Origin of the sequence: Phenylobacterium sp. (genome assembly GCF_965229015.1) — a bacterium.
In the GTDB taxonomy this organism is placed as follows: Bacteria; Pseudomonadota; Alphaproteobacteria; order Caulobacterales; family Caulobacteraceae; genus Phenylobacterium.
The window spans coordinates 1,070,663-1,090,007 of the sequence record NZ_CBDDIM010000002.1; the positions used below are offsets into that span (position 1 = coordinate 1,070,663).

The 19,345-nt window shown below is 69.5% G+C and carries 20 protein-coding genes; 11 read left to right on the top strand and 9 right to left on the bottom strand.

The window, feature by feature from the left end:
- Position 1: 1 nt before the first annotated feature.
- Positions 2–400 (top strand): nucleoside triphosphate pyrophosphohydrolase, encoded by a 399-nt coding sequence (locus tag ACO06I_RS21435; protein ID WP_421934647.1) that lies wholly within the window; start codon positions 2–4, stop codon positions 398–400.
- On the opposite strand, the gene ACO06I_RS21440 is transcribed toward ACO06I_RS21435, so the two are convergent.
- The 5 genes from ACO06I_RS21440 to ACO06I_RS21460 all read right to left on the bottom strand — a co-directional run bounded on the left by ACO06I_RS21440 (position 397) and on the right by ACO06I_RS21460 (position 5,152).
- Positions 397–1,584 carry an MFS transporter gene (locus ACO06I_RS21440; RefSeq protein ID WP_421934648.1) on the bottom strand — a complete coding sequence of 396 codons (1,188 nt, stop codon included), beginning with the start codon at positions 1,582–1,584 and terminating at the stop codon, positions 397–399. The two genes, ACO06I_RS21435 and ACO06I_RS21440, sit on opposite strands and share 4 nt — an antisense overlap.
- Before the next feature lie 65 nt (positions 1,585–1,649).
- On the bottom strand, positions 1,650–2,741 hold the full coding sequence (locus ACO06I_RS21445; protein ID WP_421934649.1) for a site-specific DNA-methyltransferase: 1,092 nt from the start codon (positions 2,739–2,741) through the stop codon (positions 1,650–1,652).
- Positions 2,742–2,827: 86 nt separating this feature from the next.
- Positions 2,828–3,886 (bottom strand): DUF2332 domain-containing protein, encoded by a 1,059-nt coding sequence (locus ACO06I_RS21450; protein WP_421934650.1) that lies wholly within the window; start codon positions 3,884–3,886, stop codon positions 2,828–2,830.
- 31 nt (positions 3,887–3,917) lie between these two features.
- Positions 3,918–4,562 (bottom strand): ribonuclease HII, encoded by a 645-nt coding sequence (locus ACO06I_RS21455; RefSeq protein ID WP_421934651.1) that lies wholly within the window; start codon positions 4,560–4,562, stop codon positions 3,918–3,920.
- Entirely contained in the window at positions 4,562–5,152 is a 591-nt protein-coding gene (locus tag ACO06I_RS21460) for a DNA-3-methyladenine glycosylase I (protein ID WP_421934652.1), read from the bottom strand. Before ACO06I_RS21460 ends, ACO06I_RS21455 begins: the two co-directional genes overlap by 1 nt.
- Before the next feature lie 52 nt (positions 5,153–5,204).
- Between ACO06I_RS21460 and ACO06I_RS21465 the strand changes: the two genes are divergently transcribed.
- Positions 5,205–6,062: an alpha/beta fold hydrolase gene (locus ACO06I_RS21465; protein ID WP_421934653.1), complete on the top strand. Its 858-nt coding sequence runs from the start codon at positions 5,205–5,207 to the stop codon at positions 6,060–6,062.
- Here the strand turns inward: ACO06I_RS21465 and ACO06I_RS21470 are convergent.
- On the bottom strand, positions 6,059–6,865 hold the full coding sequence (locus tag ACO06I_RS21470) for a YgfZ/GcvT domain-containing protein (protein ID WP_421934654.1): 807 nt from the start codon (positions 6,863–6,865) through the stop codon (positions 6,059–6,061). The genes ACO06I_RS21465 and ACO06I_RS21470 overlap by 4 nt on opposite strands.
- Here ACO06I_RS21470 and ACO06I_RS21475 point away from each other — a divergent pair.
- From ACO06I_RS21475 to ACO06I_RS21490, 4 genes are all read left to right on the top strand, one after another.
- A complete protein-coding gene (locus ACO06I_RS21475; protein ID WP_421934655.1) occupies positions 6,864–7,901 on the top strand; it encodes a glycosyltransferase family 9 protein in 1,038 nt (345 codons plus the stop codon). The two genes, ACO06I_RS21470 and ACO06I_RS21475, sit on opposite strands and share 2 nt — an antisense overlap.
- Complete coding sequence (locus tag ACO06I_RS21480) at positions 7,898–9,232, top strand: dihydroorotase (protein WP_421934656.1); 1,335 nt, start codon at positions 7,898–7,900, stop codon at positions 9,230–9,232. The genes ACO06I_RS21475 and ACO06I_RS21480 overlap by 4 nt, the downstream gene beginning before the upstream one ends.
- A 63-nt stretch (positions 9,233–9,295) precedes the next feature.
- The gene (locus ACO06I_RS21485; protein WP_421934657.1) at positions 9,296–11,071 is read left to right on the top strand and encodes a feruloyl-CoA synthase; all 1,776 of its coding nucleotides are present in this window, start codon (positions 9,296–9,298) and stop codon (positions 11,069–11,071) included.
- A gap of 1 nt (position 11,072) precedes the next feature.
- On the top strand, positions 11,073–12,614 hold the full coding sequence (locus ACO06I_RS21490) for an acetolactate synthase large subunit (protein WP_421934658.1): 1,542 nt from the start codon (positions 11,073–11,075) through the stop codon (positions 12,612–12,614).
- A gap of 99 nt (positions 12,615–12,713) precedes the next feature.
- Here ACO06I_RS21490 and ACO06I_RS21495 read toward each other — a convergent pair whose 3' ends face one another.
- Entirely contained in the window at positions 12,714–14,036 is a 1,323-nt protein-coding gene (locus ACO06I_RS21495) for a hypothetical protein (protein ID WP_421934659.1), read from the bottom strand.
- Between the two features lie 175 nt (positions 14,037–14,211).
- On the opposite strand from ACO06I_RS21495, the gene ACO06I_RS21500 reads away from it, so the two are divergent.
- The 4 genes from ACO06I_RS21500 (at position 14,212) to ACO06I_RS21515 (ending at position 17,957) form a co-directional block, all read left to right on the top strand.
- Complete coding sequence (locus ACO06I_RS21500; RefSeq protein WP_421934660.1) at positions 14,212–15,276, top strand: MBL fold metallo-hydrolase; 1,065 nt, start codon at positions 14,212–14,214, stop codon at positions 15,274–15,276.
- Between the two features lie 83 nt (positions 15,277–15,359).
- Complete coding sequence (locus ACO06I_RS21505) at positions 15,360–16,139, top strand: enoyl-CoA hydratase-related protein (protein WP_421934661.1); 780 nt, start codon at positions 15,360–15,362, stop codon at positions 16,137–16,139.
- 1 nt (position 16,140) lies between these two features.
- Positions 16,141–17,103 (top strand): oxidoreductase, encoded by a 963-nt coding sequence (locus ACO06I_RS21510; RefSeq protein WP_421934662.1) that lies wholly within the window; start codon positions 16,141–16,143, stop codon positions 17,101–17,103.
- On the top strand, positions 17,100–17,957 hold the full coding sequence (locus tag ACO06I_RS21515; RefSeq protein ID WP_421934663.1) for an SDR family oxidoreductase: 858 nt from the start codon (positions 17,100–17,102) through the stop codon (positions 17,955–17,957). Before ACO06I_RS21510 ends, ACO06I_RS21515 begins: the two co-directional genes overlap by 4 nt.
- 37 nt (positions 17,958–17,994) lie before the next feature.
- Here ACO06I_RS21515 and ACO06I_RS21520 read toward each other — a convergent pair whose 3' ends face one another.
- A complete protein-coding gene (locus ACO06I_RS21520) occupies positions 17,995–18,345 on the bottom strand; it encodes a TfoX/Sxy family protein (protein WP_421934664.1) in 351 nt (116 codons plus the stop codon).
- 36 nt (positions 18,346–18,381) lie between these two features.
- Between ACO06I_RS21520 and ACO06I_RS21525 the strand changes: the two genes are divergently transcribed.
- Positions 18,382–18,864, top strand: a complete 483-nt coding sequence (locus ACO06I_RS21525) for a GNAT family N-acetyltransferase (RefSeq protein WP_421934665.1) — start codon at positions 18,382–18,384, stop codon at positions 18,862–18,864.
- On the opposite strand, the gene ACO06I_RS21530 is transcribed toward ACO06I_RS21525, so the two are convergent.
- The gene (locus tag ACO06I_RS21530) at positions 18,861–19,283 is read right to left on the bottom strand and encodes a hypothetical protein (RefSeq protein ID WP_421934666.1); all 423 of its coding nucleotides are present in this window, start codon (positions 19,281–19,283) and stop codon (positions 18,861–18,863) included. The genes ACO06I_RS21525 and ACO06I_RS21530 overlap by 4 nt on opposite strands.
- Positions 19,284–19,345 lie beyond the last annotated feature (62 nt).

Genomic DNA, 19,345 nt, shown 5'->3' on the forward strand with positions numbered 1-19,345 from the left:
CGTGGCCGAGGTCCTGCGTTTCCGCGTCGAGAAGCTGATCCGTGACAAGCTTCCGGAGATCATGCGCGCCTCGGGCCTGCGGGTCTTCGATCGGGTCCTGGACGATGCGGCGTTCCTCGCCGCCCTGAAGACGAAGCTGGGCGAGGAAGCGGCCGAGGCCGTTGCCGCGGCCTCGGCCGAGGAACTCCTCGGCGAGCTTGCCGATGTCATGGAGGTGGTGCTCGCCCTCGCCGAGAGCCAGGGCTTCACAATGGCCGATCTCGAGGCCGCCCGGCTCGCCAAGCGAGACGAGCGCGGCGGGTTCGAGGGCCGCGTCTACAACGCTGCCATCGAGGCCGAGGCCAACTGTCCGGCCATCGACTACTATCTCGCCAGACCCGGCCAGTATCCGCCGGTCTAGGTCTTGGCGGGCTCGGCCACGACGGCGGTGGGCCGCGGGAACAGGAAGGTCAGGGTCACCAGGGCGGTGAGCGACATGGCCAGGGCCGCGGCGGGAATCGCCGGCACGCCGTAGGCCGCCAGGGCCGCGCCGCCGACCGTGGACCCCAGGGCCTGGCCTACGGAGATCACGGAGCCATTGAGCGCCAGGGCCACGGGGGCGCCGCCGGTGGCCTGGATCAGGCTCGACTGGATCACCGGGGTGATGGAGAACAGCGCCGTCGCCGCCAGGAAGATGCCCAGCGCCACCAGCACCGCGCTGGGCCAGCCCGAGGGCAGGACGTGGTGGGTGGCGGCGAAGTGGACGCTCATCGCCGTGGCCTGGATGACGAAGCCCTGCAGGATCCAGGACCGGCCGGCGTTGCGGTTCGCGGCCCGCGCCCCCAGCCACAGGCCGGCGATGGAGCCCACCCCGATCATCGCCTGGAAGGCCCCGACGCCGGCCCCGGTCACGCCCGCGCCCACCCGAACGATCGGGGCGATGTAGAGATTCAGCGTCATGTTGGCGGCGAAGGTCAGGAAGGTGGTCAGGTAGAAGGGCCAGATGGTGGGCAGCAGGCTCTTCACCGTATCCCCGCCCCCCTCGCGCCTGGGCGGGGCGGGAATCTTGGGCAGGAAGAACAGCACCGCCAACAAGGCGAAGAGGGACAGGCCCGCAGCGAACAGGAAGGTGGCGCGCCAGTCGAAGACCGAGCCGATGATGCTGCCCAGCGGGATGCCCACCACGAAGGCCAGGGTCATGCCACCCGAGACCATGGCCAGGGCCGAACCCCGACGTTCCGGGGGGACGAGGGAGGCCGCGGCCACGCTGGCTGCCGGTCCCGACATGGCGCCGGCCAGGCCCGCCAGGGCGCGCAGGACCATCAGGGCGCTGAAGTTGGGGGTGAAGGCGCAGGCCACGTGCAGGGCCGCGCCCAGGGCCAGGGCGGCCACCACCATGATCTTGCGGTCAACCCGCCCGAACAGCCAGGCCGCCACGGGACCGAGCGCCGCCGAGGTGAGGACGAAGACGGTCTGGAGCTGACCCGCCACGGCGGTGGTGACGCCCAGATCGGCGGCCAGGTTTTCCAGCAGCCCGGCGAAGATGAAGGCGCCGGACCCGAAGGCGAAGGTCACCAGAGTCAGGACATAGATGCGCGGGTTCATGCCGCGAGCTTAACCAGCGCCGTACCGACCGCCAGACAAATTGGCGGCCGGGTGGGAATTCCCTGCTAGGCCGCCAGCTGCGCCAGGGAGGACCGCATCTTCATCCGCAGGACGTCGATGGGGGCCAGGCCCTTGTCCGTCTTGAAATGCCAGTAGGTCCAGCCGTTGCAGGCCGGCGCCGACTGCACCATGGCGCCCACCTTGTGGATGGAGCCGGCCATCTCGCCGATCACCAGGCTGCCGTCGGCCCGCACCCGGGCCGAGCGCTCGCCCTTGGAGCAGTAGAGCATGTCGCCGGGGCGCAGCATGCCCGACTCCACGATCTGGCCGAAGGGGATGCGCGGCTCCGAACGCTTGGAGCCCATGACCTCCAGGTCGGCCTCGGTGAGCGGGACCACCTTGGCGATCCGCTCACGGGCGATCTTGGCGTAGCCCTCGTCGCGCTCCAGGCCGATGAAGCGGCGGCCGAGCTGCTTGGCGGCCGCCCCGGTGGTGCCGGTGCCGAAGAAGGGATCCAGGATGATGTCGCCGGGCTTGGTCGACGCCAGGATCACCCGGCGCAGCAGGGCCTCGGGCTTCTGGGTCGGGTGGGCCTTGACCCCGTTCTCGTCCTTCAGGCGCTCCTCGCCGGTGCAGAGGGGGAAGGTCCAGTCCGACCGCATCTGCAGGTCGTCATTGGCCATCTTCATGGCGTCGTAGTTGAAAGTGTAGCGGCGCGATCCCCGGCCCTTGGCGGCCCAGATCAGGGTCTCGTGGGCGTTGGTGAAGCGGGTGCCCTTGAAGTTGGGCATCGGGTTGGACTTGCGCCAGACGATGTCGTTGAGGATCCAGAACCCCAGGGTCTGCAGGATGGCGCCGACCCGGAAGATGTTGTGGTAGCTGCCGATCACCCACAGGGCGCCGTCGTCCTTCAGGACCCGCTGGCACTCGCTCATCCATTCCTTGGTGAAGCGGTCATAGGTCTCGAAGCTTTCGAAGCGGTCCCATTCGTCGTCGACGGCGTCGACCTTGGAGTTGTCGGGACGCAGCAGGTCGCCGCCCAGCTGCAGATTGTAGGGCGGATCGGCGAAGACCAGGTCGACGGACTTCGACGGGAGCTTCTTCAGCTCCTCGATGCAGTCGCCCAGGATGACCGTGTTGATGGCAAGTTCGCCCATATCCGCCTCGCTTCTAAGGAAACGGAATCCTGAGTCATCGTGGTGAAGGGTAGGTGTCCAAACGTGGTGAACGGACGGTTAATCGCTCAATTCAACCACTTAACCCACGCGCCGTGCGGATGGACCTCGGCGAGCACCCGATCCTGACCGCCCGGCCAGAGGGTGAGGCGAACCTCCATATTGGTCATCTGATCCGGCGCGGGCTCCATGCGCAGCCAAGCGAAGGGGGCGTCTGGCCGGGCCCGGGCGCCCTGCTCGGCGATGGTCCGGGCGAGCGCCGCCTGACTGTCGGCCGGCATGTATTGCCAGAAGACCGAGTGGTAGAGGACGGTCACGGCGCCCGCCTGCGGCGCGGCGACGCGGGCTGTCCAGGCCACGGCGTCGGCGGCCTCCACCGTGACCTCCAAGGCGAGCGCCAGGTCTATGGCCGACCGGATGCGGTCCATCCGCTCGAACTGGTCGGGCCAGATATAGGCCAGCAGACGGCGGCGCTGGACGGGATCGGTAAGGTCGACCGGGCGGCGGTCGCAGGCCGCGCGCGCGATCACCTCGACGGGGGCGTCCACCGGCGGCGGCCCGCCGGTCCACTCCGTGTCCATCGCCACGCGGGCGGCGGGATCGCCCCACGCCACGTCGCCGAACCTGTAGCGGTATCGGTCCCAGTTGAGGTTCAGCCCGGCGCTGGCGGCGATCTCGAAGGTCCGCATCGGCAGGCCGGTCTCCTGGGCGAGGGTCAGCAAGCCAGGCGCCAGGCAGACGGACCGGCGGACCTCGTTGGTCTGGGGCTCGTGGGTCATGAAGGCCGCCAGCCGGTCCTGGTGGCGGATGATCGCCGCCCGCGCCGCGATCCAGGCCAAGGCGGCGTCCGCCCCACGACCCGACCTGGGATAGGTGGCGGCCAGCGCCGGAACATCCCCGCTGAGCACCAGGTCGTGCAATCCCCCCAGCAGGCGCAGGGGCATGGCGTCGTCGAACAGCTTGCGAAGATCTGCCTGCGCCCAGGGGGTCAGCACGGCCGCCACCGGACCGCCGGCCTCGAGGTCCTCGGCGGCGTGGTCCAGCAGGTCGCCGTGGAAGGGCGAGCCGAGATTGCGGCAACTGGCGGCCTGCAGGCGCAGCGATCGGGAGAGTTCGGGATTGTCCATGACCGCGCTGTCCCGCCGGGGCGGGGAGGGGTCAATCTTGATTCAGCAGATCAAGCTCGCCGTTCACCAACTCGCCGGCCAGGGCCAGTTTCACCGGGGCCCAGCCCATCCTGTGGATCTCGCAGGGGCCCAAGGTCCGCAGGGCCTCCACGTGGATGGGGGCGTGATAGCCTTTGTGGGCGGCGAAGCCGTAGCCGGGATAGAGGGCGTCCATCTCCAGCATCAGCCGGTCGCGGGCCACCTTGGCCAGGATCGAGGCCGCGGCGATGGAGGCGCTGATCCCGTCGCCCTTGATCACCGTCTTGATGGGGCAGGGCAGCTTGAAGCCGTAATTGCCGTCCACCAGGGCGAAGGCCGGCTCCACCGACAGCTCGCCGATCGCCCGGCACATGGCGAGGCCCGAGGCGTGCAGGATGTTCAGCTCGGCGATCTCCTCGACGCTGGCGAAGCCGACGCCCCAGGCGACCGCGACCTCCTTGATCTCCAGCTCCAGGGCCTCGCGCTGCTTGGCCGACAGCTTCTTGGAGTCGTTCAGGCCCTTGGGGATCTTGCGCGGATTGAGGATCACCGCGCCGGCCGAGACCGGCCCCGCCCATGGCCCGCGTCCGGCCTCGTCCACGCCGCAGACCGGCGTTGGGCAGGCCTTCTCCAGCAGCATGTCGGGGCCCTTGGCCATCAGGCGCTCATCCGGTCGATGGGGCCGTGGCGGTGGCAGCAGGTGAGGTGGTCGTTGACGAAGCCCGTGGCCTGCATGAAGGCGTAGACGATCACCGGGCCGACGAACTTGAAGCCCTTCTGCTTGAGCCCCTTGGCCATCTGCTCGGCCACCTCCGTCTTGGCCGGCACGTCGCCTATGGCGTCCCAGCGATTGTGGATCACCCGGCCATTGGTGAAGCTCCACAGGAACTGGGAGAAGTCCTCCCCCTTGTCGCGCATGTCCAGATAGATGCGCGCGCCATTGATGGCCGCGTCGATCTTGGCGTTGGAGCGCACGATCCCGGCGTCGGCCATCAGCCGGGCGCGATCCTCATCGCCGAAGCGGGCCACCACCTCCGGGTCGAAGTCGGCGAAGGCGGCGCGAAAGGCGTCGCGCTTCCTCAGGATGGTGATCCAGGAGAGCCCGGCCTGGAACCCGTCCAGCACCAGCTTCTCCCACAGGGCGCGGGAATCGTATTCCGGCACGCCCCATTCCGTGTCGTGATAGGCCTCGTACAGGGGATCGCCCTGCATGCCGCGCCAGCCGCAACGAATCGGTTCCGAAGTCATGGCCGACCTTTTCGCAGGCGCGGCGGCGGCCAATCAAGCGGGACCGAAGCAGATGGCGTTCGAAGGCTTCAACCTGTCGCGGGTGGATGTTGGCGAGGCGACCCTGAGGGTCCGTCACGGCGGCTCGGGCCCGCCGCTTCTGCTGCTGCACGGCTACCCCGAGACCCACATGATGTGGAGCCGGGTGGCGGACGAGCTGGCCCGCGACTTCACCGTCATCGCGCCGGACCTACGCGGCTATGGCGAAAGCACTGCGCCCGCTACCACGCCCGACCACGAGACCTATTCCAAGCGCGCCATGGCCCGCGACGCCGTGGCCCTGATGAAGGCCTTCGGCTTCGACCGCTTCAACCTGGCCGGCCATGATCGCGGCGGGCGGGTGGCCTACCGCCTGGCCCTGGATCACCCCGAGGTCCTGCTGAAGCTCTCCATTCTCGACATCATCCCCACGGCCGAGGTCTGGAAGCGGGCCAACAAGGCCTTCGCGCTCGCCTACTGGCACTGGTCCTTCCTGGCCCAGGCCCACCCCTTCCCGGAGACGGTGATCGGCGCCGATCCGGAGTATTTCCTGTTCCGCGGCTCGGGCGGGATGTTCGATCCCGAGGCCTATGCCGACTATGTCCGCTGCCTGCGGAATCCGGCCATGGTTCACGCCATCTGCGAGGACTATCGCGCCGGCGCCGCCTTCGACGTGGCCGCCGACGAAGCCGACCGAGGCAAGGCGAAGATCAAGGTCCCGGTCCAGGTGCTCTGGGGATCGAAGGGCGCCCTGGCCGCCTGGTACGACGTCCTGGCGATCTGGCGCGACTGGGCCGACGACGTGCGGGGCCACGCCATCGAAAGCGGCCACTTCATCCCCGAGGAGAACCCTGCCGAGACGCTGAAGGCGTTGCGAGGGTTTTTTCTCTAGAGCGGCAGCCACTCCGGCCGATCCACCCGCACCGGCTTGCCGTCCACGGTCAGGTCGCCATCGATGCGGTCGAGACGCACCAGGGCCATCGCGCGCCCATCCTGCCCTGAGAGCACCTCGCCGGCCCGGCGGTCGCCAGTCAGCACCTCGGCGTCGAAGGCGGGCGGGGCGCCCTCGAAGGTCAGCGGCAGCATGCGGTTCTTGATCTGGCCCCGGCGCTTCATGCGCGAGGTGGTCTCCTGGCCGACGAAGCAGCCCTTGTGGAAGTCGATGCCGTTCAGCAGGTCGAAATTGGCCTCGATGGGATAGGTCTTTTCGCTTCCCCAGTCGGCGGGCCCGGGCACGCCGAGCGCCAGGCGGTGGGCGTCATAGGCGGCCTCGTCGACCTCCAGCGCGTCGGCGGGCGTCGCCGCGCCGTAGCCACGCCAGCCGAGCGCCGCCAGCCGCGGATCGGCGATCCAGCCCTCCGGCGCCGGGCCCTCGCCGAACAGGGCCGCCACCGGGGTCTCGTCGGCGGCGATCGTCACCTTGGCCCGCAGCCGGTACATGGTCAGCCGCAGGATCAGGGCCTGGCGGCTCTCGGCCAGCACGTCGAGCCAGGCCCCGTCCGCGCGGCCCACGATGAAGAGGTCGAACAAAAGCCGTCCTTGCGGGGTCAGAAGAGCGCCGAAGCGCGCCTCCCCGGGCGCGAGGGTTTCAACGTCCTGGGTGATCAGGCCCTGGAGGAAGTCGCGCCAGTCCTCGCCGGAGAGGGAGATCAGGGCCCGGCTCTTCAGGACGGCGTGGGAAAGAGCTGTCGTCATGGATTCGCAGTTAGGGATCGCGCGGGTGGAGCGCCAGCGCCGCGAGCCTTATAGAGGGGCGATGACCCCCGGGTCCTTCCCGATTCTGTTCATCACCGCCACGCGGATTGGCGACGCCGTGCTCTCTTCCGGGCTCATCCGCAAACTGCTGTCCGAAATCCCGAGCGCCCATTTCACGATCGTCGCCGGCCCCGTGGCCGCGCCCCTGTTCCTGGACGTCCCCAACCTCGACGAGATCATCGTCTTCGAGAAGGCCAAGGATGGCCGTCACTGGTTCCGCCTGTGGCGGCAGGTGCGCAAGCGCCGCTGGGGCCTGGTGGTGGATCTGCGCGGCTCGGCGATCTCCGGCTTCCTGAAGCGCGAGCGCCGGGCGGTCTACCGGCGGCCGCCGACCCCGGTGCACAAGGTGATCGAAGCCGCCCGCGTGCTGCAGATCGAGGACGATCCGCCGGCGCCCTATCTCTTCACCTCCAGTGACACCGAGGCCCTGGCCATGGACCTGACGGCCGGCGACGGCCCGATCCTGGCGCTGGCCCCCTCGGCCAACTGGGTGGGCAAGACCTGGCCGGTGGAGCGCTTCGCCCAGACCGCCATCCAGCTGCTGGGCGAGGACGGCCCCCTGGCCGGCGGCCGCCTGATGGTGCTCGGCGGTCCCGAGGACGCCCAGGCCACCCAGTCCCTGCGCAATGTGGTCCCCAAGAGCCGGTTCATCGACCTGGTGGGCAAGGTGGACCTACTGACCGCCTATGCCTGCCTCAAGCACGCGCGGCTGTTCATCGGCAACGATTCGGGCCTGATGCACATCGCCGCCGCGGCCGGGGCGCCCACCGTCGGGCTGTTCGGCCCCTCGGACGAGACCCTCTACGGCCCCTGGGGTCCCGACACCCGCGTGGTGCGCGGACCCCGGGATTTCGCCACCATCCGTGCGGTTGACCCTGGCTTCCAGCAGGCGCTCTGTCACATGATGGACCTCCCCGTCGACACCGTGGTCACCGCGGCGCGCGACCTCCTTGCCAGGACAACCGGGACAAGATGAGCGAGACCTACGACCTGATCATCCGGGGTGGCGAGGTGGTGAACCACGCCGGCCGGGGCCTCTCCGACGTCGGCGTGCGCGCGGGCAAGATCGTCGCCATCGGCGACCTCGCCCAGGCCTCGGCCGCCGAGGTGTTCGACGCCAAGGGGCTCACCGTCCTGCCCGGCGTGATCGACACCCAGGTCCACTTCCGCGAACCTGGCCTGGAGTGGAAGGAGGACCTGGAGACCGGGTCCCGCGCCGCCGTCCTGGGCGGGGTCGTGGCTGTGTTCGAGATGCCGAACACCGAGCCCACCACCACCGATCCGGACGCCCTGGCCGACAAGCTGGTGCGGGCCAAGGGCCGCATGCACTGCGACCACGCCTTCTACGTCGGCGGCACCCACGAGAACGCCGTCTTCCTGGGCGAGTTGGAACGCCTGCCCGGCTGCTGCGGGATCAAGGTGTTCATGGGCGCCTCCACGGGCAGCCTGCTGGTGCAGGACGACGAGGGCATCGAGCAGGTGCTGCGCCACGTGAACCGCCGCGCGGCGTTCCACTCCGAGGACGAGTACCGCCTGGCCGAGCGCCGGCCTCTGGCCCGCACCGGCGACTGGACCAGCCACGAGGAGGTCCGCGACGCCGCCTCGGCGCTGGAATCCACTCACCGCCTGGTGCGCATCGCCAAGGCGCTGGGCAAGCGCATCCACGTCCTGCACGTCACCACCGCCGAGGAGATGGTCTTCCTGGCCGCCAACAAGGACGTGGCCAGTGTCGAGGTCACCCCGCAGCACCTGACCCTGACGGCGCCGGAGGCCTATGAACGGCTGAAGGGCTACGCCCAGATGAACCCGCCGATCCGCAACAAGTATCACCAGGACGGCCTGTGGGACGCCCTGGCCGCCGGGGTCGCCGACGTGCTGGGCTCCGACCACGCGCCCCACACCAAGGAGGAGAAGGCCCGGCCCTATCCGGCCTCGCCCTCGGGCATGCCCGGCGTGCAGACCCTGGTGCCGGTGATGCTGACCCACGTGGCCAACGGCCGGCTGTCCCTGGAGCGCTTCGTCGACCTCACCAGCCACGGCGCCAACCGCCTGTTCGGCATGGCCGACAAGGGCCGCCTGGCGGTGGGCAACGACGCCGACTTCACCATCGTCGACCTCAAGGCCCGCCGCACCATCAAACACGAGGACATGGCCAGCCGCGTCGGTTGGACCCCCTTCGACGGCTTCGAGGCCAAGGGCTGGCCCATGGCCACCATCATCCGCGGCCGGGTGGTGATGCGCGACGACGAGGTCATCGCCCCGCACCTGGGCGAGCCGGTCCGCTTCGCCGAGACCCTGGGCGGCTAGACCGGAGCGGTCGTCGAAGGTTTCGCCCTTTCCTTCCGCGCGTCCGGGACGATAAGCCTAGGCATGGACGCCGAGCTGAACATCGCCACCGCACCCTTCCGCGACGCCCGCTTCGCGCCGCGCCGGCTGGAGATCGAGCGGCGGGACAATGGGGAGATCCTGCTCACCAACCCGACGCCCTTCGCCATGCCCTTCCAGGCGACGGTGGAGTCCCTGGCCTTCTGGGCCAAGGCGGCGCCCGATCGGGTCTGGCTGGCCGAGCGGGCGGGGGAGGGCTGGCGGACGATCTCCTACGCCCAGGCCCATGAGGCCGTGCGCCGGCTGGCGGGTGGCCTGCGCACCCTAGGGGTGACGGACAAAGGGCCGCTGCTGATCCTGGCGCGCAATGGGATCGACCATGCCCTGATCAAGTACGCCGCCATGGGCCAGGGCATGCCGGTCGCCCCGGTCTCGCCCCAGTACGGGCTGCCGGGCGCCAATCTCTCCCGCCTCGCCCACGCCGTCGAGGTGCTCAAGCCCGCGGCCGTCTATACCGAGGACGCCATCCTGTTCGCTGAGGGGCTGGGGGCCGATTGCCTGGCCGGCCTGCCGGTGATCGCCGGCCGGAACGCCCGGCCCGGCGACCTGGCGCTGGAGACCCTTCTGGCCGCCGCGCCCGTCGAGGCGACGGCGCGGCCGGAGGACCACGCCAAGTACCTGCTGACCTCAGGCTCGACGGGTCATCCGAAGGCGGTGATCTACACCCAGCGCGGGATGTGCGTGAACGCCGCCCAGATCACCGCCTGCTTCAACGACGACGAGCCCCCGGTGATCGTCAACGCCGCCCCCTGGAGCCATAGCCTGGGGGCCAACGCCATCCTGCACATGACAGCCCATCGCGGCGGGACCCTCTATATCGACGCGGGCCAGCCGGTGGCGGGGCGCTTCGCCGAGACGGTGCGGAACCTGACGGAGATCGCGCCCACCTATCACAACATGGTGCCGGCGGGCTGGATGCTGTTCGCCGGCGAACTGGAGCGGGACGAGGCCCTGGCGCGGAACTTCTTCTCCAGGGTCCGGGCGCTGCAATATGGCGGGGCGGCCCTGGGCCAGGCGGTGAACGATCGCATCCAGGCCGTGGCGGTCCGCACGGTGGGCGAGCGTATCACCTTCGGCAGCGGCTATGGGGCGACCGAGACCGGGCCGACGGCCGCCAACGTCTCCTGGCACAATGCGCGGATGGGGCTGATGGGCCTGCCCCTCCCCGGAACCTCGGTGAAGCTGGTCCCGGCGAACGGCAAGCTGGAGTTCCGGGTCAAGGGCCCCCAGGTGACCCCCGGCTATCTCGGGAAGCCCGAGCTGTCGGCCCAGAGCTTCGACGCGGAGGGCTTCTATCAGGTGGGCGACGCCGCCCGCTTCATCGATCCGCAGGACCCCCTCCAGGGCATGGCCTTCGATGGCCGGCTGTCGGAGAACTTCAAGCTGGCCAGCGGGACCTTTGTCTCGGTCGGCGAACTCCGCATCGCCGCCGTCTCCGCCATCGGCGACGCCGTGACCGACGCGGTGGTCTGCGGCGAAGGCCACGAGAGCGTCGGCCTGATGTTCTATCCCAATCCCCACCTGGCCCCCGAGGCCGTGGCCGCCGCCGTGCGCGCGGGCCTGGAGGCCTTCAACGCCAGGGCCAAGGGCGCGGGCGGCCGAATCGCACGGGCCCTGGTGCTCGACGGTCCGCCCGACGCGGGCGCTGGCGAGATCACCGACAAGGGCTATATCGCCCAGGCCCTGGCGCGCGCGCGCCGCGCCGAATCCGTGACCCGGCTGTTCGCCGATCCCCCTTCCTCCGATGTGATGGTGTTCTGACATGAACGGCGCCGACGCCCTGATCGAGACCCTCGTGGACAACGGCGTGACCGCCTGTTTCGCCAATCCCGGCACCAGCGAGATGCAGTTTGTCGCCGCCCTGGACCGCCAGCCCAGCATGCGGCCGGTGCTCTGTCTGTTCGAGGGCGTGGCCACCGGCGCGGCCGACGGCTATGGCCGCATGAGCGACACGCCGGCCTGCACCCTGCTGCACCTGGGGCCTGGCTACGGCAACGGCCTTGCCAACCTGCACAACGCCCGGCGCGCCTACACCCCGATCGTCAACGTGATCGGCGACCACGCCACCTATCACCGGCAGTACGACGCGCCGCTGAACTCCGACATTCCGTCCATCGTGGCGGCCAACTCCGTCTGGGTGAAGTCCGCCGACACCCCCGACAGCGTGGCGGCCATCGCGGCCGAGGCCATCACCGCCAGCTACGGCCCCCCCGGCGGTCCGGTCAGCCTGATCCTGCCCGCCGACTCCGCCTGGCTGGAGACCAAGGTGACCAGGGCCAAGGCTGCGCGCCCCGCGCCGTCGGCCCCCGACGCCGCCAATGTCGAGGCCGTGGCCAAGGCCATCAAGGCCGCCGCCAAGCCGGTGGTGCTGATCGGCGGCCGCGCCGCCCGGGCCGAGGCCCTGGTCCAGGCCGCCCGCCTGCAGGCCGCCGGGGTCCGGGTCATGGTCGACACCTTCGTCTCCCGTCAGCCGCGAGGGGCGGGGATCTTCGCGCCGGCCCGCATGCAGTACTTCGGCGAGATGGCCCTGGCCGACCTCGCCGGGACCGACCTCATGGTCTATGCCGGGACCACCACGCCGGTGGCCTTCTTCGCCTATCCCGACCGCCCCAGCGTCCTGGTGCCGGAGGGCTGCGCCACCCTGACCCTGGCCGATCGGACCACCGATTCCGTCGCCGCCCTGGCGGCCCTGGCCGATACGCTGGGCGCGCCGGCCGCCGGTCCCAGCCAGCCGCTGAAGCTGCCCGAGAATGCCCCCACCGGCGGCATGACCCCGCAGAGCGCCGGCGTCTCCATCGCCCGCCACCTGCCCGAGGGGGCGATCGTCTGCGACGACTCGGTGACCTCCGGCGGCGGGGTGGCGGTGCCCTGCATGACCGCCCGGCCGCACGACGTCCTGGCGCTCACCGGCGGCGCCATCGGCATCGGCATGCCGCTGGCCATCGGGGCGGCCGTCGCCGCGCCGGGGCGCAAGGTGGTGTCGCTGAACGGGGACGGCTCGGCCATGTACACGGTCCAGAGCCTGTGGACGATGGCGCGGGAGAACCTCGACGTCACCGTCGTGGTCTTCGCCAACCACTCCTACCGCATCCTCAACATCGAGATGGGCCGCACCGGTTCCGGCAATCCCGGCCCCTCGGCCTCCAAGCTGCTGGACCTGGGCGACCCCAAGCTCGACTGGGTTTCCATCGCCAAGGGCATGGGCCTGCCCGCCCTCCGCTGCGAGACCGCCGAGCAGTTCGAGACCGCCTTCGCCCGCGCCATGTCCGAGCCTGGCCCCAAGTTCATCGAAGCCGCGATCTAGCATCGTCATCCTTCCCCGCGGCGCGGGGAGGAGAGGGCGCAAAGAAAAAGGCCCGTGGGCGAACCCACGGGCCTCGATCCTGTCGTCCTGATCAGCCGATCAGGTGTTGCCGGGCAGCTTGCAGTCCTTGGAGAAGGCGCAGCCGATGACGCCCACGGGGGCCAGCGGCGACGGCGCGTATTCCAGGATGTAGCCCTTCAGGCCGTCGGAGCAGCCGACTTCCAGATAGCCCGTACCCTTGGTGGTCTTGCCGATGTAGCGCGTGGCCGAGACCGTGCACTCGTTCTTGCCCATCTTGCGCAGATCGGCGGTCACCAGCGGGAAGGCCGCGTCAGGCTTGGTGAAGGAGCAGCGATAGCCGGCCACCGGGGCGCGGGCGCAGTCGTAGACCTGCGGCTTCACGCCGGGGCCGCCGAAGACGCCGACACCGCCGGAGCCGTTCGTGCAGGCCATCTCCACCACGTCCAGACCGGCGGGCGAGGGGAAGGGGGCGTACTTGGAGACTTCGCAGTCGAAGGCCGCGGTCTTGGCCAGCTTGGTGTAGAGGCCGGCCTGGGCGGTCTCGGCTTCCTTGGCGTCGGTCAGCTCGCAGCCGCCCATCACCATGGAGGCCTTCTCGCAGGGATAGGTCTGGACCAGCTGGCCCTTCTCCACCTTGTAGAGATAGCCCTTACCGTCGGCGCAGGAGGTCTCGTAGAACATCGCCCCGGCCTGCGACATGCCGGCGTAGCGACGGTCCTTCACGGCGCAGCCGTTCTTCGACGCGTTCACCAGGGTGTCGACGATGGCCATGCGGTAGGCCTTGTCGTGCAGGGTGCACTTAATGTTGCTGTTGCTGTCGTCGTACAGCAGGCAGTTGTCGGCCGTGACCGGCTTGGCCTCGTCCGCCGGGGCGCTGGTCTTCAGGACATAGCCGTCGCCGGCGGCGCAGGAGATTTCCAGGAAGGTCGAGGTGGCGCTCTGGCCGATGCCGCGCACCTGATCGGGGGTGCAGGCGAGGCCGGCCTTGGCGATGTAGCCGGCCAGGTCGGACTTGGGATCGGCGTTGCCGGGCAGCTTGCAGGGCAGGCTGGAGGGCTTGCCGTCCGGGGTCGGGCTGTTGGCTTCCACGCAGGTGAAGGCGGTGGGCTTGGCGCCGGTCACGGCCGACAGGATGAAGCCGAGGCCCTTGTCGCAGTCGATCTCGTAGTAGCTCGTCTCGGTCTTGGCCTTCTTGTCGCTCATCTTGCCGACGAAGCGGGCGTCGGTGACCTTGCAGGCGATGCCGGCGGCCGCGGCCACGGCTGGCGCTTCGGCCATGCCCTGGGTGCGGGAGGCGGCGGTGATTTCCTCAACCGGCTTCTTCGCCGCCATAACGACGGCGGCGGGCGCCATCACCGCGACAAACAGGGCCGCGGCGAGCCCAATTCCGAATGACCTCATGGTCGTGATCTCTCCTGGGGGTAGTTCCTCTGGGCGGACTTAAGCGCCCCTGCGTCCCTCAAATCAAGTTTGGCGTGAACGGCGTCTGAACTGAGCCGCACAAGACCGTATTGCGGTTTGATAGAGATCACCTGTGGCGCGACAATGGCCGAACGCGGGTTGGAGTTTTGGGGCGATGCGGGACGGATTCGAAGAGGCGGTGGTCGACCACCCGCGCCCCAAGCTGGTCTATCCCTTCGAGCGGGGACCCAAGACCGGCGAGGCCCTGGACGTTGCGCCCGGGGTGAAGTGGCTGCGGATGCCGCTGGGCGGATCCCTGGCCTTCATCAATGTCTGGGCGATCCGCGAGGGCGCCGGCTGGGCCATCGTCGACACCGGCATGGGCGGGCCCGAGACCATGGAGGCCTGGCGCGAGGCCTTCGCCAAGTCCCTGGGCGGCCTGCCGGTGACCCGGGTCTTCGTCACCCACATGCATCCCGACCATATCGGCATGGCCGGCTGGCTGACGCGGAAGTTCGACGTCCGCCTGTGGATCACCCGGCTGGAGTTCCTGATGTGCCACAACCTAGCGGCCGACACCGGCCGCGAGGCGCCGGAGGACGCCCTGCGATTCTATCGTGGGGCCGGCTGGACAGAGGAGCAGATCGAGACTTACCGCGCCCGCTTCGGGGGCTTCGGCAAGGGGCTGCACGCCCTGCCGGCCAGCTTCCAGCGGCTGTCGGACGGCGACGAGATCCAGATCGGCGCCCATCGCTGGAAGGTCGTCGTGGGCTCGGGCCATTCGCCGGAGCACGCCTGCCTCTACTGCCCGGAGCTGAAGCTGCTGATCAGCGGCGACCAGGTGCTGCCCAAGATCTCCTCCAACGTCTCGGTCTTCCCCACCGAGCCCGGCGGCGATCCCCTGACCGACTGGCTGACCTCGCTGGCGCGGATCAAGACCCAGGTGCCCGACGACGTCCTCGTCCTGCCGGCGCACAACGACCCGTTCCACGGCCTGCACGCCCGCATCGACCACCTGATCGGCGGCCATGAGCGGGGACTGGCGCGGCTTGCGGCGCTCATCGCCCAGCCGAAGCGGTCGGTGGACGTCTTCCATGTCCTGTTCCGGCGGAAGATCGACGAGTGGGTCCTGGGCATGGCCACCGGCGAGAGCCTGGCCCACCTCAACTGCCTGATCACCCGGGGTCAGGCGATCAAGGAGACCGATCCCCAGGGCGTGGACTGGTACCGGGTCGCCTGATCCTCGAAAGAAATCGCGGCGCGCCGCTGGCGCCCCCTGCGGGGCGGTATAATATACGACGTAAGAAATCAGGGAGTGGGACGATGAGCGAACATGTCTTGAGCGAGAAGTCGGGCGGGGTCCTGACCCTGACCCTGAACCGGCCGGAGAAGAAGAACGCCCTGACCCGGGCCATGTACCAGGCCCTCGGCGACGCCATCGACCAGGCGGAATTCGATCGCGAGGTCCGCTGCGTCCTGATCCAGGCCAATGGAGACATGTTCACCGCCGGCAACGATCTGGCCGATTTCGCCGCCGTCAACGCCGGCGACTCCAGCGCCAATGAGGCCCGCCGCGACGGCAATCCCCTGCTGGCCGCCCTGGCGCGCGCCAAGACCCCGCTGGTGGCCGCCGTGAACGGCCGCGCGGTGGGGGTGGGCGTCACCATGCTGCTGCACTGCGACCTGGTCTTCGTCTCCGAGGACGCCCTGCTCACCACCCCGTTCGTCAACCTGGCCCTGGTGCCGGAGGCGGCCTCCAGCCTGACCCTGCCGGCCCGCATCGGCCATGCCCGGGCCTTCTCGATGTTCGTGCTGGGCGAGGCCGTGGATGCGAAGAAGGCCGTGGACTGGGGCATCGCCAACGCCGCCGTCCCCACCGACCAGCTTCGCGCCCGCGCCCGGGCCGCCGCCGACGCCGTGGCCGCCCGCCCGCCGGCCGCCGTCACCATCACCAAGGCCCTGATGCGCGACGCCGAAGCCATCGCCAACCGCATGGACGAGGAGGGCCGCCACTTCGCCGCCCAGCTCAAGTCGCCGGAAGCCAAGGAGGCCTTCGCCGCCTTCGCCGAGAAGCGGGCCCCTGACTTCGCGAAGGTGGGCTGAGATGGCCCGGATCACCGCGGGCCTTTCGCCCTTCACCGACGCCGCCGAGATCGCCGAGGACCATGACCTGACCGGCCGCACCGCCATCGTCACCGGCGGCGCCACGGGCATCGGGATCGAGACCGCCAGGGCGCTGGCCGCCGCCGGCGCCGAGGTCACCCTCGCCGTCCGCAACCGCGAGGCCGGGGAGAAGGCCGCCGCCCAGATCAACGCCGACATCGGCGCCGAGCGGGCCAAGGTGGGGATGCTCGATCTCTCCAGCCTGGCCTCCGTGGCCGCCTTCGTCAGCGCCTGGGGCGACGCGCCCCTGAACATGCTGATCAACAACGCGGGGGTCATGGCCTGCCCGCAGACCTACACCGTCGACGATCTGGAGATGCAGATCGGCACCAACCACTTCGGACACTTCCTGCTGGGGGTCGGCCTGGCGCGGGCCCTGATGAACGGGGCCGAGGAAGGGCGCACGGCGCGCCTGGTCTCACTGTCGTCCATCGGCCACCGCCGGAGCGGCATCAACTGGGACGACGTCCACTACCGGACCCGCCCCTATGACAAGTGGGAGTCCTACGGCCAGTCCAAGACCGCCAATTCCTTGTTCGCGGTCGGCTTCCACAGGCGCTTCGCCGACCTGGGGATCACCGCCAACGCCGTCATGCCGGGCGGGATCATGACCCCCCTGCAGCGGCACCTGCCCCGCGAGGAGATGATCGCCATGGGCTGGATGAACGAGGCGGGCGTCATCGCCCAGGGGTTCAAGACCCCAGCCCAGGGCGCCTCCACCAGCGTCTGGGCCGCCATCGGCGATGAACTCGAGGGCGTCGGCGGCCTCTATCTGGAAAATCTCAGCCAAGCCCTGCCCTGGGGCGAGGAGCCCAATGCGGGGGTCATGGCCCACGCCCTCGACCCCGAGGGCGCCGAACGCCTCTGGGTCCTGTCGGAAGAAACCACCGGAGTGAAGCTATGAGCCTGCAAGGCAAGACCCTCTTCGTCACCGGCGCCAGCCGCGGCATCGGCCTGGCCATTGCGCTCCGCGCCGCCCGCGATGGCGCCAATATCGCCATCGCCGCCAAGACCGCCGAGCCGCACAAGCACCTGCCCGGCACCATCTATTCCGCCGCCAAGGAGATCGAGGCGGCCGGCGGCAAGGCCCTGCCCCTGATCGTCGACGTGCGCGACGAGGCCAGCGTCTACGAGGCGGTGGAGAAGACCGTGGCGGCCTTCGGCGGGATCGACATCTGCGTCAACAACGCCTCGGCCATCCAGCTCACCGGCACCCTGCAGACCGACATGAAGCGCTACGACCTGATGAACCAGGTCAATGCGCGGGGGACCTTCCTGACCTCCAAGGCCTGCATCCCGCACCTGAAGAACTCATCCAACCCCCACGTCCTGATGCTGTCGCCGCCCCTGGACATGAGCCCGCGCTGGTTCGAGGGCCACGTGGCCTACACCATGGCCAAGTTCGGCATGAGCATGTGCGTCCTGGGCATGGCCGCGGAGTTCAAGGCCGACGGCATCGCCTTCAACGCGCTCTGGCCCCGGACCGGGATCGCCACGGCGGCCATCCAGTTCGCCCTGGCCGGGGAGGAGGGCATGAAGTCCTGCCGCACCGTCGACATCATGGCCGACGCCGCCCACGCCATCTTCGAGAAGCCGGCCCGCGAGTTCAGCGGCAACTTCCTGATCGACGACAGCTTCCTCTACGCCGAAGGGGTGCGCGACTTCGACAAGTACCGGGTCGATCCCACCACCAAGCTGATGCCCGACTTCTTCGTGCCGGCGGACTCCGTCCCGCCGCCTGGCGTGGTCATCGGCTGACCTCTTCCTCCCCTGCGGAGCGGGGGAGGAACTTCGTTCACGGCTTTGTCCGCCGTTTTGGCTTCGTCTTGGCGCGGGCGGCGGCCTCGATACCCTTGCCCGCCCAGGCGGCCAGGGCGTCGGGGTCCTCCAGGGCCTCCAGCGGCGCGCTCCAGTAGCTCATCGCCTTGTCGCCGCCGAAGGGCTTGAAGGGTTCGCAGCCCGCCGCCTCGAAGTCGGCCCGATTGGCGTCGTCGACCTTGAGGTACAGGGTGTCCTCGGCGATCAGGGCGAAGAACAGGTCCTGCCGCGACAGGCCCACCCCGCCGAACATCCGCCGATGGGTGATCCCGCCGAGCGGCTGGAGTTGCTCCAGGATGTAGTCGACAAATTCCGGTGAGACCGCCATGCGCTCCTCGCCAAGCCAGAGGAGATCATAGCCGCCGTGACTGTCACTGTCCGCCCCGCCGTCGCCGCCGACGCCGCCCTGATCCACGGCTTCATCCGCGCCCTGGCCGACTACGAGAAGCTGCTGCACGAGGTGGAGGCCAGCCAGGCCGACATCGCCGGCCACCTGTTCGGGGACAATCCGCGGCTGTTCTGCGAGATCGCCGAGAGCGACGGCGCGCCGGTGGGATTCGCCATCTGGTTCTTCAACTACTCCACCTTCCGCGGCCGGCACGGGATCTATCTGGAGGACCTGTTCGTGGTTCCTGAAGCCCGCGGCCTGGGCGCCGGCAAAGCCCTGCTGCGGGCCCTGGCCCAGCGGTGCGAGCGCGAGGGCCTGGCGCGGCTGGAATGGGCGGTGCTCAACTGGAACGCCCCGGCCATCGCCTTCTATGACAGCCTGGGGGCCGGCGCGCAGACCGAGTGGACCGTGCGCCGCCTGACCGACGGAGCCCTGAGCAGATTGGCGCGGGACGCCTAGACCTTGATGTCGATGATCGCCGGGGCGTCCTTGCCGCCCTGGTTCGATTTTGCCTGGTGCTCGATCACGTCGAGCATGGCCTCCTTGATGCGCCGGGCGATCTCCTCCTCGATGGAGCTCTCGGTGGCGGCCCGCTGCTTGGGGTCGAGCCTGGCCAGGTCGCCCTCGCTGGTTCCCCGGGCGGCCAGGACCTGGGCGCGGATCTTCTCCTTCAGCTTCTCGAGCTGCTGCTCCTTGGCCCACTGGTAGATCCCCTTGTCGCGGATCGCGTCGAGGGTGGCCTTGTCCTTGGCCTTGGCGGCGGCGGCCTTCGCCGCGGCGATCTCGGCGGCGCTGGCGGGCTTGTCGGTGGGCCCCGCGGCCCCGCCGGGCAGGAGGGCGGCGAGGGGTGATGAGGGGCCAATGGCTGAAATGGACATGCGAACCTCCGCTCTGGCGGTTAAGGTTACGCAAGTTCCGGGCCAGCAAGAGCCCAGCCAGG

Bases quoted from the DNA above. Each gene is read 5' to 3' on its own strand.
- ACO06I_RS21440 (WP_421934648.1), bottom strand. From the start codon at position 1,584: ATGAACCCGCGCATCTATGTCCTGACTCTGGTGACCTTCGCCTTCGGG.
- ACO06I_RS21445 (WP_421934649.1), bottom strand. From the start codon at position 2,741: ATGGGCGAACTTGCCATCAACACGGTCATCCTGGGCGACTGCATCGAG.
- ACO06I_RS21450 (WP_421934650.1), bottom strand. From the start codon at position 3,886: ATGGACAATCCCGAACTCTCCCGATCGCTGCGCCTGCAGGCCGCCAGT.
- ACO06I_RS21455 (WP_421934651.1), bottom strand. From the start codon at position 4,562: ATGGCCAAGGGCCCCGACATGCTGCTGGAGAAGGCCTGCCCAACGCCG.
- ACO06I_RS21460 (WP_421934652.1), bottom strand. From the start codon at position 5,152: ATGACTTCGGAACCGATTCGTTGCGGCTGGCGCGGCATGCAGGGCGAT.
- ACO06I_RS21465 (WP_421934653.1), top strand. From the start codon at position 5,205: ATGGCGTTCGAAGGCTTCAACCTGTCGCGGGTGGATGTTGGCGAGGCG.
- ACO06I_RS21475 (WP_421934655.1), top strand. From the start codon at position 6,864: ATGGATTCGCAGTTAGGGATCGCGCGGGTGGAGCGCCAGCGCCGCGAG.
- ACO06I_RS21470 (WP_421934654.1), bottom strand. From the start codon at position 6,865: ATGACGACAGCTCTTTCCCACGCCGTCCTGAAGAGCCGGGCCCTGATC.
- ACO06I_RS21480 (WP_421934656.1), top strand. From the start codon at position 7,898: ATGAGCGAGACCTACGACCTGATCATCCGGGGTGGCGAGGTGGTGAAC.
- ACO06I_RS21485 (WP_421934657.1), top strand. From the start codon at position 9,296: ATGGACGCCGAGCTGAACATCGCCACCGCACCCTTCCGCGACGCCCGC.
- ACO06I_RS21490 (WP_421934658.1), top strand. From the start codon at position 11,073: ATGAACGGCGCCGACGCCCTGATCGAGACCCTCGTGGACAACGGCGTG.
- ACO06I_RS21495 (WP_421934659.1), bottom strand. From the start codon at position 14,036: ATGAGGTCATTCGGAATTGGGCTCGCCGCGGCCCTGTTTGTCGCGGTG.
- ACO06I_RS21500 (WP_421934660.1), top strand. From the start codon at position 14,212: ATGCGGGACGGATTCGAAGAGGCGGTGGTCGACCACCCGCGCCCCAAG.
- ACO06I_RS21505 (WP_421934661.1), top strand. From the start codon at position 15,360: ATGAGCGAACATGTCTTGAGCGAGAAGTCGGGCGGGGTCCTGACCCTG.
- ACO06I_RS21510 (WP_421934662.1), top strand. From the start codon at position 16,141: ATGGCCCGGATCACCGCGGGCCTTTCGCCCTTCACCGACGCCGCCGAG.
- ACO06I_RS21515 (WP_421934663.1), top strand. From the start codon at position 17,100: ATGAGCCTGCAAGGCAAGACCCTCTTCGTCACCGGCGCCAGCCGCGGC.
- ACO06I_RS21520 (WP_421934664.1), bottom strand. From the start codon at position 18,345: ATGGCGGTCTCACCGGAATTTGTCGACTACATCCTGGAGCAACTCCAG.
- ACO06I_RS21530 (WP_421934666.1), bottom strand. From the start codon at position 19,283: ATGTCCATTTCAGCCATTGGCCCCTCATCACCCCTCGCCGCCCTCCTG.